This window comes from Desulforegula conservatrix Mb1Pa, assembly GCF_000426225.1.
GTDB lineage: Bacteria > Desulfobacterota > Desulfobacteria > Desulfobacterales > Desulforegulaceae > Desulforegula > Desulforegula conservatrix.
On the sequence record NZ_AUEY01000085.1, the window covers coordinates 1 to 16,863 of the forward strand.

The following is a 16,863-nucleotide window of genomic DNA, read 5'->3' on the forward strand; positions in this document are numbered from 1 at the left end:
ACCCTACAGGGCTTCCCCGGTTAATTTCCGCTCCCTGAGAATAATCACATCCTCAATCACTCGTGCAGTCTGTCCGAGTACCGGGCTTCGCCATATTTTGCAGCCTGACCCTCTGCACGAGCCGTATCAGGTTCGCTTTCGCTATGTACCATTCTCTTCCTGTCGCTTCCTTCAAACCCTACCGTTACCAGTAGCGCCCTTGCGATTCGGATTGATTTCCCCTCGGACGGGGTATCTCTGCTTTCTTTCAAACAGACGGGGGCACGGCTTTGCCGGGCAAACAAAATATAAAAAAAAGAATAGTCGTTTTTTTTATTATTTCCTTGGTGTTGTATCTAAATATAAGAATTCCTTATATGATTTATGATCAGGTTGTATTGGTATGGAAAAATAAGACAATCATAAATAAAAAGATTGAAATGAATCCCTCAGTTTTTTTTAATGTTTCGACTAATTCGCCAACAATAAAACTGAAAAAGTTTTACCTGAATACATACGAGATCGGCGGAGATGAAGGGTGTATGTGTTATTTTAATATAAACCCACCGATGGTTTCATTTAATATTGAAAATTTTCTTTTAAAAGAAGGGGCGCAGCTAAAAAATACTGCATCAGATTACGAGATTTCATGCAAAGCTGATGTGAATAAATATACAACAACTTTGGATATTAGTATTTATGAGAAAAATCAAATTACAGCGACATTTAAAAGATATTTCCGTACAGGATTTCCATATGAATATGGAGAACTTGATTATAGTGATAGAGATCAAGCGGAAAAGCTCTGTTTCAGAAAAACTGTTTTAGCTTTAGTCAATAACAACCTTTTATGGGATCTAATATTCAAAAAAGGTTCGGATAGAAGATTCGACAACCCAATAGAATTATTTTTTAGTGATGCCATATACATATCTAAGTCTTATTTGCCAAGCAAAGCAATAAAAGCAGTTGAACAAAATGAAATAATTAGAGAAACAAAAAACATCAAATTCACCGAAGATGAATTTACCAAATACCTCGCCTCCAATTTCAATCCAAATATTGCAATAAAGAATAATGGCTATTCAACTACTGACCCAGCTATTCGGTTCATATCCATTGAAAACTATCTTGAAAAAACCGGTGAAGGAATAATTTATGATTCTATGAGGACGAATACTCTCATTAAATTTTCGAATGCAGGATCATCAAAAGCAATAAGATTCAGATCTAATGAAGAAAGAATAGAGAGTTTGTATTTTTATGAGGATCATTATTTCATTCTAACAACGTCTTCTGAGTCGTCTGATGAAAAGACTTTTAACATATACCAATTAACTCAGGATTTTATACTTAAGAAGAAAATTATTATACCAAAAAGAATAGTAGGTAATAATTGCTATAATTTTAGAGGTGTTCTTTCAGACGAGAACAAATTCAAGGCTGTTTTTTTTGAGATAGAGAACATTCAAGAAAATAATAAACATATTATTTTGCTTAAGAATATTCCGACATTTACTCTAAATATTGATTAAAGTGACTTTCAATCAATAAGATAGCTATTTAGAGAACATGAGTACCTCCAGCACTTTTGTTGAATGAGAACGTGATTGAAAAAGCGTCATTCACCCTACAAAAAATTAAACAGAAATATAGGTAATAATCTCCTCACTCCTGAAAATCTGATTTTCCTTCATGTCATATACTGCAAAACCATCGCTGAAAACAGGCTCGCCGTTGTCCTTGATATCAAAGCAAAGAACGTTTGAGGCAATCTCTTCGATTTCGCCCTTGAAGAATCTGATCAGTTTCCAGTCCTTTGGAGCCACGACTTTCTTGCCTTCCCTTTTTAAATTTTCCTGAATATCCAGAAGCTTGTCATGGATTATTCTTTTTGACATATCCATTTCACTTTTAGCGTGTCCGGTGTCTGTGGATGTCTTAAGCGGTTTTTTTGTAAAGAAAAGGGAAAAGGCATTCAGAAAGGCAAAAAGCGCCATCAGAAGTCTGAAAGGAAAAAGAAGCACATCCTTTATGAAGGTCACAGGGCCGTATTCCATGGGATTCTTGAATGGAGTTCTTATGCAGAAGACATTTCCAGCATTATCAACCTTTGGAAGAATAAAATCGTATTTTTCATCTGATAGAATGATCTTGATTTCTGCTGTTTTCAGATCAAGCATATAGATTGCTGAATTTGAAAAAGCCGCTATCTGGCCATGTTGATCTCTTGCAATCCCCTTGCTCTGGTAATAAATTTTTCCGTCAGCATAAAAAGGATTTTCATCAACGCAGTCTCCGGAAGTTATCTGCTGTCTTATTCTTCCGTGTTCGTCCATGAGGGCTATATATACTGATCCATCGGCATTGGTTGAGGTGGTCAGGATATCAAAATTGTCCATTATATGGATTCCGCGGGGATCAAATTCCTCTTTGTGAAAGAGCCTGATTTCCTTGTCTTCGTCCTTGAGATAATAAAACAGCCCCTTTGATCTGGTCATTTCCATTACATAATATCTTCTGCCTTTAAGCTCCTGGACAAAATTAATCTTTGGCTTTACAGGAGCCACGCATTTCTGGCGTCCTCCCCAGAGCATGGATCTTGGAATCATTGCATTCTCATCGCTTGCGCCGTCGCCGATTTTCCATGAGTTGTTTTCCATTGTTTTTTGCTCGGACTCGACTTTTCTAAGCGCAAAATCGCTTTGAAAAACTGCGGCCTGCCCATTGCTGAGAACAACAATTTCACCATTTCTTATTATTTTCATGGGTTTGCAAGCTCCTGTGGAGTTTTAGTATTGCAGAAACTATTTTAAAGCAGAAAATTGGATGTTTCTGAAGGTGTCGTCATTCGCTTTGAAAAATCATAATTCTTTTTTAAAACATTGAAAGGATAAAAGAAAGGATTGATTCACCGGGTATTTTTAAAAAATGAATCCATAAAGCTTTTTTCGAAGTTTTTTACAAAAAAACGACCGGCCCGAGGCCATTGTTTGCAAAGGGAGGCCTTGGTCAGCCTCCCATTAAGGCAGATTATTTCGCGGTCATCATCATATGTGTAAATTCAAGGGCGCCCCTTACATCCTTGTGAAAGAAGCATTCGAACCCTTCTCTCCAGGGTTTTGTGGCAAGATCGGTTCTTATTCTGTCAGCACTCTCGCTCTTGAGCATGTACTTCATGGCGATGAATGGTCTTCCCGGAGTGTCTATCCACATCTTGACTATTTCTTTGGCCCTTGAAATGAGCTGATCAGGCTCGACTATCTCGTCAACAAGCCCCATTTCCTTGGCTGCATCAGGGCTCATCATGTTCCCGAAATACATCACATCCCTGAATTTCTTGTCTGTATCGAGACCGAAACGCATGACTTCGTTCATGACTGGCGCAAGCGGAAGTCCGATCTTTATCTCGCTCATGCCCACCTTGACCTTTGGCTTGTTTACTACGATTCTGTAGTCAGAAGCCATGGCAAGGATCATTCCCATTGCTGCGGTGTGTCCGTTCATGGCGCACACAACAGGCTTCTTGCACGTGAAATAATCAAGAAGGATTGGTTCTTCTTCTTCAAAAAAACCGACCACGCTTTTTACATCCTTGTAGCCAAGAAACATGGGAAGATCGAATCCGCTTGAAAAGAAACCGCCGGCACCGGTCAGAATAAGGCCTTTGATTTCTTCGGTGTTATTTACTTCGTCTATCATGCCCTTAAGGGCTCTAAGCGCTTCAAGGGTGATTGAATTGTATTTCCCGTTCTCAATTGTCGCGATGATAATATTATCTTCAATTGTTTTTGTAATCATGGATCCTCCAGAGTTAATTTCAGACTTGAATGAAGAATTTTATGTTTTAAAAATAGAATGTCAATTTCTCTAAAGAGACAGCCCATACATTGTCAAGGTTTTTGTTCCTTTGGAACTTATAATGGAAACGAAAGTCTTTGAACAAATTAGTATTATTTGATCTTGACCCGCCTAAAGGCAGAATCTAATATGCGTCTGAGGTCAGTGAACAGAAACACTGCCTTTGTATTTGACAAGCAATAATTACTGTTTTCTTAAAAAACATGGCTTTTAAGTTTCTTGTTACATGGACATGGATTGAGGGGCCATCTTGGTTTATTTAATGCACAAATTATGGAAAGGTAAAATTATGCTCAGGAAAAAACTTCTGTGGCTTGCTTCTGCTATTCTACTTTTTTTAGCTGGAAACGCAGTGGCTGCTGACAAATCGTTCACATTTGGTATTTTGATGGTCGGGCCTTACAATGATCACGGCTGGAGTCAGGCTCACCATGAGGCTGGACAGTATATTGAAAAGAAAATTCCCGGCGCAAAGATGATTTATATAGACAAGGTCAATCCTGCTGACAGGCCGGGAGTTACGATCCCCCAGCTTGTTGATGACATGGTGGAAAAGGGCGCAAAATTCATTGTTGCCAATTCTGATGACATGAAAGATGGCGTTCGTGAAGCAGCTAAGATGCATCCTGATGTTTATTTTCTGCATATTTCCGGTGATGACGTAATGACTGGAAAAGCCCCGAAAAACTTAAGCAATCTCATGGGCAAAATGGAATACGGAGCAATGATGGCAGGTTTCAGCGCGGCCATGACAACCAAAACAGGCAAAATAGGATATCTTGGGCCGCTTGTGAATGAAGAGACAAGACGCCTTGCCTCTGCATGTTATCTTGGTGCAAAATACGCATGGGAAAATGTTCTCAAAAAGAATCCAAAGGATCTTTCATTCGATGTTAAATGGATAGGCTTCTGGTTCAATATTCCGGGAGTAACCGCAGATCCGACCCAGGTTAGCCAGAACTTCTTTTCATCAGGCTCTGATGTCGTGATTTCAGGGATAGACACAACAGAAGCACTTACTGTGGCAAGCCAGAAGAGAAAAGAAGGCAAGCAGGCGTGGGCAATTCCATACGATTTCAAGGGGGCTTGCTCTTCGGCTCCTGAATCCTGCCTTGGCGTTCCTTATTATAATTGGGGCCCCAAGATGCTTTATTTTGCGGAAATGGCCATGAAGGGCACATGGAAGCAGGAATGGGTATGGGCAGGCCCGGACTGGGCAAACATAAACAATCCTGAAACCTCGACCATAGGTTATGCTGGCGGTGCGGCCCTGTCGCCCGAAGCTTCAAAGGCGCTGGACAAGTTCACCAAGGATCTTGGAGCAGGTGCAGTGGATCTTTTCAAGGGTCCTCTCAATTTCCAGGATGGAACAGTTTTTCTTAAAGATGGAGAAAAGGCTGAGGATAAAAAACTCTGGTATATGCCACAGATGCTTCAGGGCATGACAGGCCAGAGCAGCGCGAAATAATCTGGTGGGATTAAAAGAATCCGCCCTCAAAAAAATTAATACAGGCTGCATCGGGTTATCCTGAATGCAGCCTGAATATTTTTAGAAAACAGTGAGCACATGCGAATAGACCTTAAAGATATAAGCAAGATTTACGGCAAGGTTAAAGCCAATAACGGCATAACCTTTTCTATTCAGGAAGGGTCCATACACGGTCTTCTGGGTGAAAACGGTGCCGGTAAAAGCACACTGATGAAAATCCTTTCAGGTTATATCCGTAAATCAGGCGGCACTATCATTGTCGACGGAAAAGACGCAGATTTTTTGAAGCCTGCTGATGCCGCCGCAATGGGTATTGGCATGCTTTATCAGGATCCCATGGATTTTCCCCAGCTTTCTGTTCTTGAAAATTTCATACTTGGTCAGGATCACGGCTTTTTTCTGTCTGTGTCAAAAAAGAAAAACCAGTTTTCTGAAATATGCAGGAATCTTGGATTCAATATTGATCCTTCCAAGCAGCTAAGGCTTTTGACTGTGGGAGAAAGACAGCAGCTTGAAATGGTAAGGCTTATTTCATCTGGAGCCAGGACAATAATACTTGATGAACCGACTACGGGAATATCAAACGAACAGAAAGCAGTTCTTTTTGACGCTCTGAAGAAGCTGGCTGGACAGGGCGACAGCATAGTCATAGTATCCCATAAACTTGAGGATGTTGAAGCTCTCTGCGACAGGGTGACTGTTCTGCGTGAAGGACGAATTAGCGGTGAAATGGAAGCTCCTTTTGATACTTCCGGTATTCTTGCAATGATGTTTGAGGCGCTGCCGTCTCTTCCTCCAAAGCCTGCTGTCAATTCAACAAAAGAAATTCTTTCTGTGGCAGATATCCATGCTTCTGGTGGAAGAACCGGACTCAAAGGCTGTACAATGACCATCAATTCGGGTGAGATCGTCGGTCTTGCGGGGCTTGAGGGAAGCGGTCAGGAATTATTCTTAAGGGCTGTTTCAGGAGTCAAAAAAGTTTTCAAGGGTGGAATTTCAATTGATGGAAAAAACCTTACAGGAAAAAAAGTTTCCGAGTTCAAGGACGCAGGCATTTCTTTTTTGCCGACAAACAGGCTTGTAGAGAGTCTGATACCGGGGATGTCCATTGAAGAGCACTGCGCCCTCAACGGAGCCGGGAATTCTGTATTTATCAATAAAAAGTCGGCAAACGAAGATGCCCATGAGAAAATCCGAAAATTCAGAATCAAGGGCAATCCAGCCTCCCTTGTTGAATCGCTTTCAGGCGGCAACCAGCAGAGATTCATGCTGTCACTTCTTCCGGATACGCCAAAGCTTCTGCTCCTTGAGAATCCCACGAGGGGTCTTGATGTGGAATCCGCCAACTGGGTCTGGTCAATCCTGACTGAATACGCAAGAAGCACGGGGACGGCCATTGCTTTTTCTTCGCCTGAAATAGACGAAATCATGAGCATAAGCTCAAGAGTTATGGTCTTTTTTGACGGGAAAATTATAATGGATGTTCAGACCGATGGAGCGTCATCCCAGGAAATCGGAAAGGCCATTGCCGGAAAAATATGAGCCGGAAATAAATAAGACGGAATATTTAAATGAATGAAAAAGCTGAAAAAATAAAAGAATCTCTGATCACCATAGCCCTTGCAATTGCGTTCACAACAATTGTGATAATTCTTTCAGGCGCGCCTGCCCTTGAGACCTATATCCAGATTTTCAAAGGCTCGCTGGGATCAAAGGCAAAGCTTGGACAGGTGATTCAGGCCTGGATTCCCATGACCCTTTGCGCGTGCGGTCTTCTTTACACCTTCCGCATTGGATTATGGAATATAGGCGTTGAAGGGCAGGTGGTGATGGGTGCCATTGCCGCAACGGCGGTGTTCAGATTGGACATGACGGCGGCCAATCCCTTGCTCATGATGACTGCTGCGGCTTTGGCTGCGGTTATCGGCGGCGCTGTATGGGCTTTTGTTTCTGGATACCTTAAAATAAAAAGCGGAGTGAATGAAATATTCGCTGGCCTGGGCATGAATTTTGTGGCCCAGGGGCTCATATTGTGGCTTATTTTTGGGCCATGGAAAAGGCCGGGGATAGCGTCAATGAGCGGAACAGAAATGCTTCCCCAGGAGTTCTGGCTTCCTTTTTCCGCATTTTTCAGAATTTCTCCGATAAGCCTTGCCGGAACAGTTGCAGCCATTATTTTTACCGCCGTATTCCTTATATATACGAGGGCCGGTCTGAAACTAAAGGCAATGGGATGCAATCCAGGAGCTGCTCATATGTACAGAATAAATATTTCTGCATATATGCTTCTTGCCATGCTCCTTGCAGGCGGTTTTGCCGGTCTTGCGGGATTTTTTCAGGTCACGGGCGTTTATCACAGCCTCATTCCAACAATTTCAAGCAGATACGGATATCTTGCCCTTCTTGTGGTCATGGTCTCAAATTTCAGTCCCTGGGTTTCTCCATTTGTGGCATTCTTCTTTGCATGTCTGAATGTTGGTGCAATACAGCTTCCAATGGTCATGAAGATTGATTCGTCCCTCGCAGGTGTTATACAGGGAGCCTTGGTGCTTTCAACCCTCGCGGTACAAGCTTGGCATGCCTGGAAATTGAATAAGGAAAAGGTGTAATGAACAGTTTTGATATTGTCATACTTCTTTCAATGGTGGTTGCTGGTGCTGCGCCAGTTGTCCTTGCTGCCATAGGTGAAACAATAACTGAAAAAGCCGGGGTGATAAATCTGTCTCTGGACGGTGGAATTCTTTTATCTGCCATGGTCGCCTTTGCTGTTGCGAGCACCACTGGAAGTATATTTGCCGGATTCGCTGCAGCGGCCCTTGCAGGAGCCGCTGTTTCAATAGTCGTGGCTTTTTTCAGCGTTTATCTCGGTCAGTCCCAGGTGGCGGTCGGATTTGTACTTGCGCTGATGACAAGAGACCTCGCGTATTTCATCGGATCACCGTTCTCAAGAATCCAGGGGCCGCAGGCGCCTCATCTTCCTTTGCCGTTTCTGAAGGATATTCCTTTTATAGGCGATGTCCTATTTAATCATAATGTTACGGTTTACCTCGGTCTATTTTCCATTTTTGTAGTATGGATGTTCATCTACAAAACAAGACCCGGACTTAAGCTTAGAGCCGTTGGCGAAGAGCCACGGGCGGCCCTTGTCAGAGGTTTTGATCCAAGAAAGATCCAGCTTCTGTGTTCTGCTGCTGGAGGCATATTCACAGGGCTTGCCGGCGCTTCATTTTCCCTTGCAGTAAAAGCAGGTTGGGGACAACCCCAGGGATGCGAAGGCACGGGCTGGATCGCCCTTGCCCTTGTTATTTTCGGAGGATGGAATCCAGTTAAGGCTGCAGCCGGAGCATATTTTTTCTCGCTGCTTCAGGTTTTGGGCATTCAGTTCCAGGGATGGTTTCCGGGCATTCCTGCCCAGGTTTTCCAGGTGGCTCCGTTTCCGCTCATGATTTTCACACTTATCATCATCAATCTTCCGAAAAATGAAGCGATTTCGGCTTGGGCCGAGGACAGGCCTGTTCTAAAAAAACTGCTTTCAAAATTGTCAGGAGATGCTCCAACTTCTCTTGGGAAACCATATAAGCCCGATATCTATTAGCTTGAAGTTGGTGGTTTTTCTGCAAGTGCCACAATATATAGTGTGTTGTAATATGGTAACGACTTGCCAGTTTTGACTCAAAAAGCGTTTATGCCTTGATTTTTCTTGGTTTTTTGCCAGGCCCGGTCCAAATACTAAATACACAATATATTGGTTTTTTATGTTGACACATTACCATATATTGACTATTTTAAGTTCAAATCAATAACCGCAATAAATTGCAGGCTGTAAATGTTCGCCAAGCAGATTAATAATCCCCTTGTACGGCCTGGATACTAATATTCAAAAAAGCAAGAAGAGGTGTTTCCTTGTTTGAAAAGATCAAAAAACGCAATGGCCAGATAGTAGACTTCGACTCATCAAAGATTACAAGAGCCATCCTTGAAGCTGGCAAAGCCAGTGGAGAATTTGCCGACAGAGAGGCAAAAAAGCTAACCCTGCGCGTTCTGACACTTGTCAAGGAAATGCGTCTTGGCGACACTCCGGGCGTTGAAGACGTACAGGATATCGTTGAATGGGTTCTCCTTGACTCTGTTTTCCATAAAACAGCCAAGGCGTATATTCTCTACCGCGAGCAGAGAACCCAGATTAGAAATATTACCACAAAAATAAGCGCTGATCTTGTTGACAGCTACATCGGTAAGATGGACTGGAAAATAAAAGAAAACAGCAATATGAGCTATTCTCTTCAGGGTCTGAACAATTATATTTCTTCAGATATTACTGCGGAATATTGGCTTAACAGAATCTACACTCCGACCATAAGAAAGGCGCACAAAGACGGAGATATTCATCTTCATGACCTTAGCCTTCTTTCGGTGTACTGTGTGGGCTGGGATCTTCAGGATCTTCTGTCCCAGGGTTTTAAAGGAGTGGCTGGAAAAGTTGAGAGTTCGCCTCCTAAGCATTTCCGTTCAGCGCTTGGCCAGCTTGTAAACTTCTTTTATACGCTTCAGGGAGAGGCTGCTGGTGCCCAGGCTGTTTCAAATTTTGACACCCTGCTTGCTCCTTTTATCAGGTACGATAATCTTTCGTATAAAGACGTGAAGCAGGCTCTTCAGGAATTCATATTCAACATAAATATTCCAACAAGAGTCGGTTTTCAGACTCCTTTCACAAACATAACCATGGATCTGAATGTGCCTTCCACTTTGAAGGATTCTCCGGTCATTATAGGCGGAAAGATCCAGGATACGGTTTATGCTGATTATCAGCCTGAAATGGATTTGATAAACAGGGCATTTGCTGAGGTCATGATGGAAGGTGACGCAAAAGGCCGCGTTTTTACATTTCCGATTCCGACCTACAATGTAACCGAGGATTTTGACTGGGATAACCCAAATCTTGATCCAGTATGGAAGATGACCGGCAAATACGGAATTCCTTATTTTTCAAATTTCATCAATTCAGGCATGTCTCCTGAAGATGCAAGATCCATGTGTTGTCGTCTCAGGCTTGATAACAGAGAGCTGATGAAAAGAGGCGGTGGTCTTTTTGGCGCGAATCCCCTTACAGGATCTATAGGCGTTGTAACAATAAATCTGCCGCGAATCGGCTACCTTGCAAATACTGAAGAAGAGTTTTTCAAGCGTCTTGACGATCTTATCAGCATTGCCGAAGACAGCCTTTCAATCAAAAGAAAGGTTCTTGAAAAATTTACGGACGGCAATCTATATCCCTATACAAAATTTTATCTCAGGGATATCAAGGAAAAATTCGGGATATACTGGAAGAACCATTTCTCCACCATAGGCATTAACGGCATGAATGAAGCATGTCTGAACTTTTTTGATGCGGATATCTCCACTAAAAAGGGACATGACTTTGCCATGAGGGTTATGGAACACATACGAACCCGTCTCGAGCAGATTCAGGAAAACACGGGCGATCTTTTCAACCTCGAAGCCACCCCTGCTGAAGGAACTTCATATCGTCTGGCAATGCTCGACAAGCAGAGATTCCCTGGAATTATATGCGCCAATGAAGAAGAATTCAAAAACGGCGGCGATCCTTTTTATACGAATTCGACCCATCTGCCCGTAAACTACACTGATGATATATTCGAAGCCCTGGATCTTCAGGATGAACTTCAGACAAGATACACAGGTGGTACTGTAATTCATGTCTTTCTCGGAGAAGAGATATCTGACATTGAAACAACCAAGAATCTTGTTAAGAAAATAGCGTCCAACTACAGGCTACCATATTTTACCGTGACACCGACATTCAGCGTATGCCCATCCCACGGATATATAGCGGGAGAAGAAACCTGTTGCTCCGTATGCTCAACAGAAACTGAAGTTTACTCAAGGGTTGTCGGGTATCTAAGGCCTGTCAACCAGTGGAATAACGGCAAACAGATTGAGTTTTCCATGAGAAAGACATTCAAGGTTTCTTAATATAATTCTGAATTGATAAATAAAACAGCGCGCCTTAAAAGCGCGCTGTTTTATTTTAAGAGGTAATGATGCTTTTCGGTGGATTTCTTAAAAACTCTTTCATAGATTATCCAGGTAAAATCAGCAGCGTGGTCTTCACATATGGTTGCAACCTGAAATGCCCCTACTGCCACAATCCTGATTTAATAAGGTATAAACCGGAAAGCTCTCTGGAAGTCAGTGAATATTCCGTTCTGTCATTTCTTGAACAAAGAAAGGGATTAATAGACGGAGTTGTAATAACCGGCGGAGAGCCGACTCTTCAAAGCGAACTTGCTTATTTTGCAAAAAAAGTGAAGCTCCTTGGTTATTCGGTTAAAATGGACACAAACGGAACAAGACCTGATATCCTTGCAAATCTCATCGAAGCTGGCCTTGTTGACTATGTTGCAATGGACATCAAGACTCTGCCCAAATCATATGTTCCGCTTCTTTCTGCCCATGACTATTCCGAAGAGATTTTGAAAAGTATCTCTGTTTTAAAAAAGGGACGCATCCCGTATGAATTCAGAACAACGTGCGCAAAGCCTTTTATTTCCGAAGAAATAGCCAAAGAAATAGCCCGCCTTGTGAAGGGCGCACCTGTTTATGCTGTTCAAAAATTATCAAAAAAAAGCGGGCTTGATCAAAACTATATGAAGGATACTGCAAATGAAATGGACAATGAAGAATTTGACAGAATGGCGTCCATCATAGCGCCCCACGTAGCCAAGCTTATCAAAAGATAATTCTCTCTGGAGGAAAAAGTATCCATGGTGCGTAGGAGCCAAATACCATCATACGTCTTTCGCACTATTTCTTATCCCAATGAACTTTGTTAATCTTCTCAAAAATCAATATTTATGCTTTGACAGATGTTGTAAGTGTAAATAAAAGAAAATATGCTTATTTATAAAAACGCTTGTTTACAAGCAAAATCATAAAACTTAATTTACTGAGAGGTGCTTTGATGAAAGACGTAGTTATAGTATCTGCATGCCGTACAGCCATCGGCGGCTTTGGTGGAAGCCTTAAAGATATCAACTGTGCCGAGCTTGGAAGCGTCACAATGAAGGAAGCTGTAAGGCGAGCAGGTATTGATCCCGCGATAATTGATGACGTCCGTTATGGCTGCTGCATGGGCCCGACAGATGCTCTTAATGTTGCAAGAATCAGCGCACTTCTTGCCGGAATCCCGGATACCGTACCTGCCGTTACCATCAACAGAGTCTGCATTTCAGGCATGGAGTCCATCATTTCAAGTATGGCAATGATCCAGGCAGGCATGTCAGATGTAATACTCGCAGGCGGAATGGAACATATGACAAGCGTTCCTTATGTTCTTCCTGCTGCTCGTTGGGGCGCAAGACTCCAGGACAGCCAGATGGTTGATGCTCTTATCCGCGGACTCCACTGCGGCTCTCATATTATTCCTCATCCTGAAACCGGCCCTGTGAATGCTGAAGAAGCACCTCTCAGCATGTTCAAAGGCAAACCATACATAATGGGTCATACAGCAGAATTTGTGGCTCAGCATCTCGGAATTGAAAGAAAAGAAATGGATGAAGTTGCGGTAAGAAGCAACAACAGGGCAGAAAGAGCCACCAAGGAAGGTGATTTTGCTGATGAAATAGTTCCCGTTGAAATCAAGCAGAGAAAAAAGCCTTCAATAATGTTTGAGAAAGACGAACATTTCAAAGCCGGACTGACTGTGGCTGATATTGAAAATATGCCTCCGGCATTTGTTCCTAAAATAGGAAAAGTTACCGCTGGAAACGCGAGTGGTCTCAATGACGGTTCAACAGGCCTCATCCTCATGTCAGCTGACAAGGCAAAAGAATTAGGCCTTAAGCCGCTTGCAAGAATCAAGGCTGTTGGTATGGGCGGATGCCACCCTGCGGTAATGGGACTTTCTCCTGTTCCTGCTGTGGATGATCTCAAGAAAAGAAGCGGACTCAAGATAAACGACTTTGATCTTGTGGAAGTAAATGAGGCTTTTGCAGCGCAATATATTGCTTGCGAGCGCCAGCTTGGCCTCGATCCTGACAAAACCAATGTCAACGGATCAGGCATCGGGCTTGGACATCCGGTTGGCTCAACTGGAGCAAGAATTGTTGTCACCCTTCTGCACGCACTCAAAAAACGCAATAAATCACTTGGTCTTGCTACTCTCTGCGGTGGTGGTGGTGTCGCCATGGCATGTGCCATCGAACTGATTTAGTCGTCCGGCATTCCGGCGCAGGCCGGAATCCAGAAGTGGCTGAAATTAATGTATGCCGGATCAAGTCCGGCATGACGCTTAAGCCAATTTTAGACTTTTTGCGACTCAATCATATTTAAGTTTTTTACAGGCAGCGCTTTTTGTTAAAAAGCGCTGCCTTTTTATTGTTTTTATTCAGTTTTATCTTTACGCAAAGCCCCTCATCAATTATGAAGAAGATGGCCAAATTATTATTTATTCAGTGTTTTTTCAGCATTTCAGATAAAGAACTTCATGCTATCATCAAACATACAAAAAGATCCCTGCTTGTTCGCTGAGATTGATCTTGACGCAATAAGCCATAACATAAAAAAAGTGAAAGCCAGGCTCAGCCCTGGCGTTAAATTTATGGCTGTTGTCAAGGCCGATGCCTATGGGCATGGAGCCGTTGAGGTATCAAGACACGCACAATCAATTGGTGCTGATTTTTTAGGGGTTGCAAGAATTGAAGAAGGTATACGACTCAGACAGGAAGGTATAACCATACCCATTCTTGTATTCTGTCCGGCTGGTCAGGATGATGTAATTCTTGCAGCTGAAAATGACCTTACAATAACGGTAGCAAGTCATGAAACAGCAAAAAGAATTTCAGATATTGCTGTAAGAGAGAATCGCAGAGTCAGGGCCCATCTTAAAATCGACACAGGGATGGGGCGTATTGGACTTCTTCCCTCAGAATTTTCAACCGAGCATAATTTTTGGGACTTTGGGGAAAAAGATGTTGAGGCGATAAAGCAAACAGCTAAACTCCCAAATATATTTTTTGAAGGGATATTCACACATTTTGCGACCTCAGATGAGCCGGACACGTCATATACAGAATCACAGCATAGTACATTCATTCGCCTGCTCTCTAAGCTCGAATCAAATGGGGTTGCATTTCCAATCAGACACGCTTCAAACAGTGCCGCTATTTTCAGACATCCTTCCACACACCTGGATATGGTTAGAGCAGGGATAGCTTTTTACGGCCTCAGCCCATTTGCAGATCCCAGTATTGATCTTGATATAATTCCGGCGATGTCTCTTAAAAGCAGGATTATACATCTCAAAATAATTCCAAAAAATTTTCTGGTAAGCTATGGCTCCACATGGAAATCTGACTCAGAAAGGCTCATTGCTACTGTCCCGGTTGGTTACGCAGACAGCTATAGTCGGCTTTTTTCTTCACGGGCCCACATGCTTGTCAGGGGGAAAAAAGTCCCTGTGGCTGGAAGAGTGTGCATGGATCTCACAATGATTGATGTCACAGATGTTCCTGATGCTAAAATTGGAGATGAAGTCGTCGTTTTTGGAAAGCAATTTGATTCTGAAGTATCGGCAAATGAGCTTGCACGCCTTTCAGGCACAATTAACTATGAAATAGTTTGCGGCTTGACCAGCAGAGTTCACAAGATTTATAAAAGAAACGGCATCAGGTTTTGATTTTTTATGATATTTCCCAGCCCTTCACCTTTGTTTACGGATATTAAACTGATGAATGGAATTATTGATATTCTGATGTCTGAAGCTTCAATTGCTGCGGCCATATTTGACTCAAACAGACAGCTCCTGGTATCCACGGCTGGCTGGCTTAATGAGTATACTGACTCGTGCATTAAGAATTTTGTTGATGAAGTACTCTTCCAATTCAGCAATTCAGGAGATGATTTTTCAACATCAAGAAAATATCTTAATGATAATAAAATGCTTTTCTATTTTCCTGTGCTGACATCCAACCATGAGATAGCCTCTGTTTTTTTGCTTAAAGAAGCCAAAAGCAATAAATGTGAAAACATTCTTAAAATATATCACGATATTTTTGAAAATTTTGAAGAAGGCTATTTCGAACTCGACATAAAAGGCAATCTGACTTACTGCAATGAGTGCATTGCGGAGATTACCGGCATATCAAGAAATGAACTGTATGGTCTCAACTTCAGAACATATACTACACAGGCAACAGCAGATCAGCTTTTTGCAGTTTACAGCGAAATATTCAGAACAGGTAAACCATCAAAAATATCAAATTTTGAAGTTATAAAAAAAGATGGTTCCACAGCCATTTTTGAGGTTTCGTCAGGGCTCCTGAAGGACGAAACAGGGTTTCCGCTTGGTTTCAGAGGCATCTGTAGAGACGCGTCAGCAAGAATCAACGCTGAAAATGAGAAGCGCATTCTTTCAGAACAGCTACAGCAGGCACAAAGATTTGAAGCTGTTGCAACAATGGCGGGTGGTATTGCCCATGATTTTAACAATCTTTTGATGAGCATTCAGGGCTATTTGTCTTTGTTGCAGCTCGACATGAACAGTGAATCCAAAAACTATGAATATTTAAAACGCATAGAGGAGCAGGTAGAAAGAGGCGCCTCACTTACAAAGCAGATGCTTGGTTTCTCTTTTTCAGATGTTGGTTTTTCCTGTCTTTCCATCGTTGATATCAACTCACTTCTCAGAAGGAATGCGGCCGGTTTTATAAGTACCAGACCAGATGTTGAGCTCATTTTATCTTTAACATCCGAAGACTGTCATGCAAATTGTGATGTATCCCAGATAGATAATGTATTACTAAATCTTCTGACAAATTCCTGCCAATCTATGCCTTCCGGCGGCAAACTGACAATCACAACCGAAAAAACTGTTTGCACAGAAGAGAGGGCAAGCATATTTAGGGCAAGACCAGGAGAGTATATAAGAATTTGTGTTACAGATACCGGTCTCGGAATGGACGAAATAACACAAAGAAGAATATTCAACCCCTTTTTTACAACCAGCGACAATGGTCAAAATACCGGCCTTGGTTTGACAACAGCATTCGGCATTATCAGAAATCATGGTGGCTTTATAACGATAAGCAGCGAGCTTGAAAAAGGCACCTCAATCAGTGTTTTTCTTCCTTCCTCAATCAACGGATTGACTTAGACTGACTGTGCAGCCTTCCTCCAGAGGATCCATGTAACTGTATGTGAAACGGAAACCATGCTTTTCTTTTCTCTGATTTTAGGTCCAATTTCAAGGCAGAACTCATTGCCCCCTTATGATCAACGACAATTATTTTTCCGTGTCAGCGACAGTTATAATTCCCGATCCAGTTTCCTAATTTAAGGCGCATTTTCCTCACTTTTTTCCTCGTTAATTTTCTGTTTTGACTTTTCCAGCCTGTAGCTTGGCAAGTTAAGTTCAAGAATGATGCTATGATGTACAAGTCTGTCAATGGCAGCGGCGGTAGTCATGGGATCCTTGAAAATCTGCTCCCATTTGGAAAAGGGAAGATTACTTGTGA

The 16,863-nt window shown here is 42.3% G+C and carries 14 protein-coding genes; 10 read left to right on the forward strand and 4 right to left on the reverse strand.

Annotation, left to right across the window (positions count from 1 at the left end):
* Nucleotides 1–56 precede the first annotated feature (56 nt).
* Nucleotides 57–251, reverse strand: a complete 195-nt coding sequence (locus K245_RS27840) for a hypothetical protein (RefSeq protein ID WP_156906718.1) — start codon at nucleotides 249–251, stop codon at nucleotides 57–59.
* 105 nt (nucleotides 252–356) lie between these two features.
* On the opposite strand from K245_RS27840, the gene K245_RS0118285 reads away from it, so the two are divergent.
* Complete coding sequence (locus K245_RS0118285) at nucleotides 357–1,514, forward strand: hypothetical protein (protein WP_156906842.1); 1,158 nt, start codon at nucleotides 357–359, stop codon at nucleotides 1,512–1,514.
* Between the two features lie 105 nt (nucleotides 1,515–1,619).
* Here the strand turns inward: K245_RS0118285 and K245_RS0118290 are convergent, their stop codons facing one another.
* Together K245_RS0118290 and K245_RS0118295 are read right to left on the reverse strand one after the other, a co-directional pair.
* On the reverse strand, nucleotides 1,620–2,747 hold the full coding sequence (locus tag K245_RS0118290; protein WP_027360371.1) for a TolB-like translocation protein: 1,128 nt from the start codon (nucleotides 2,745–2,747) through the stop codon (nucleotides 1,620–1,622).
* 265 nt (nucleotides 2,748–3,012) lie between these two features.
* Nucleotides 3,013–3,780, reverse strand: a complete 768-nt coding sequence (locus K245_RS0118295; RefSeq protein ID WP_027360372.1) for an enoyl-CoA hydratase/isomerase family protein — start codon at nucleotides 3,778–3,780, stop codon at nucleotides 3,013–3,015.
* A gap of 349 nt (nucleotides 3,781–4,129) precedes the next feature.
* On the opposite strand from K245_RS0118295, the gene K245_RS0118300 reads away from it, so the two are divergent.
* The 9 genes from K245_RS0118300 (at nucleotide 4,130) to K245_RS26945 (ending at nucleotide 16,502) form a co-directional block, all read left to right on the forward strand.
* Nucleotides 4,130–5,308: a BMP family lipoprotein gene (locus tag K245_RS0118300; protein WP_027360373.1), complete on the forward strand. Its 1,179-nt coding sequence runs from the start codon at nucleotides 4,130–4,132 to the stop codon at nucleotides 5,306–5,308.
* A gap of 99 nt (nucleotides 5,309–5,407) precedes the next feature.
* Nucleotides 5,408–6,871 carry an ABC transporter ATP-binding protein gene (locus K245_RS25305; RefSeq protein WP_035277562.1) on the forward strand — a complete coding sequence of 488 codons (1,464 nt, stop codon included), beginning with the start codon at nucleotides 5,408–5,410 and terminating at the stop codon, nucleotides 6,869–6,871.
* Between the two features lie 29 nt (nucleotides 6,872–6,900).
* Nucleotides 6,901–7,938 carry an ABC transporter permease gene (locus K245_RS0118310; RefSeq protein WP_027360374.1) on the forward strand — a complete coding sequence of 346 codons (1,038 nt, stop codon included), beginning with the start codon at nucleotides 6,901–6,903 and terminating at the stop codon, nucleotides 7,936–7,938.
* Nucleotides 7,938–8,924: an ABC transporter permease gene (locus K245_RS0118315; RefSeq protein WP_027360375.1), complete on the forward strand. Its 987-nt coding sequence runs from the start codon at nucleotides 7,938–7,940 to the stop codon at nucleotides 8,922–8,924. The genes K245_RS0118310 and K245_RS0118315 overlap by 1 nt, the downstream gene beginning before the upstream one ends.
* Nucleotides 8,925–9,232: 308 nt before the next feature.
* A complete protein-coding gene (locus K245_RS0118320; RefSeq protein ID WP_027360376.1) occupies nucleotides 9,233–11,323 on the forward strand; it encodes a ribonucleoside triphosphate reductase in 2,091 nt (696 codons plus the stop codon).
* Nucleotides 11,324–11,388: 65 nt separating this feature from the next.
* On the forward strand, nucleotides 11,389–12,090 hold the full coding sequence (locus K245_RS0118325) for an anaerobic ribonucleoside-triphosphate reductase activating protein (RefSeq protein WP_084156418.1): 702 nt from the start codon (nucleotides 11,389–11,391) through the stop codon (nucleotides 12,088–12,090).
* Nucleotides 12,091–12,311: 221 nt separating this feature from the next.
* Nucleotides 12,312–13,562, forward strand: a complete 1,251-nt coding sequence (locus K245_RS0118330; RefSeq protein ID WP_027360378.1) for a thiolase family protein — start codon at nucleotides 12,312–12,314, stop codon at nucleotides 13,560–13,562.
* Nucleotides 13,563–13,868: 306 nt separating this feature from the next.
* Nucleotides 13,869–15,026 (forward strand): alanine racemase, encoded by a 1,158-nt coding sequence (alr, locus tag K245_RS0118335; protein ID WP_198013929.1) that lies wholly within the window; start codon nucleotides 13,869–13,871, stop codon nucleotides 15,024–15,026.
* A gap of 51 nt (nucleotides 15,027–15,077) precedes the next feature.
* A complete protein-coding gene (locus tag K245_RS26945; RefSeq protein WP_027360380.1) occupies nucleotides 15,078–16,502 on the forward strand; it encodes a two-component system sensor histidine kinase NtrB in 1,425 nt (474 codons plus the stop codon).
* A 179-nt stretch (nucleotides 16,503–16,681) separates the two neighbouring features.
* Here the strand turns inward: K245_RS26945 and K245_RS0118345 are convergent.
* The coding region (locus tag K245_RS0118345; RefSeq protein ID WP_027360381.1) for an ATP-binding protein at nucleotides 16,682–16,863 on the reverse strand (182 nt) is incomplete at its 5' end.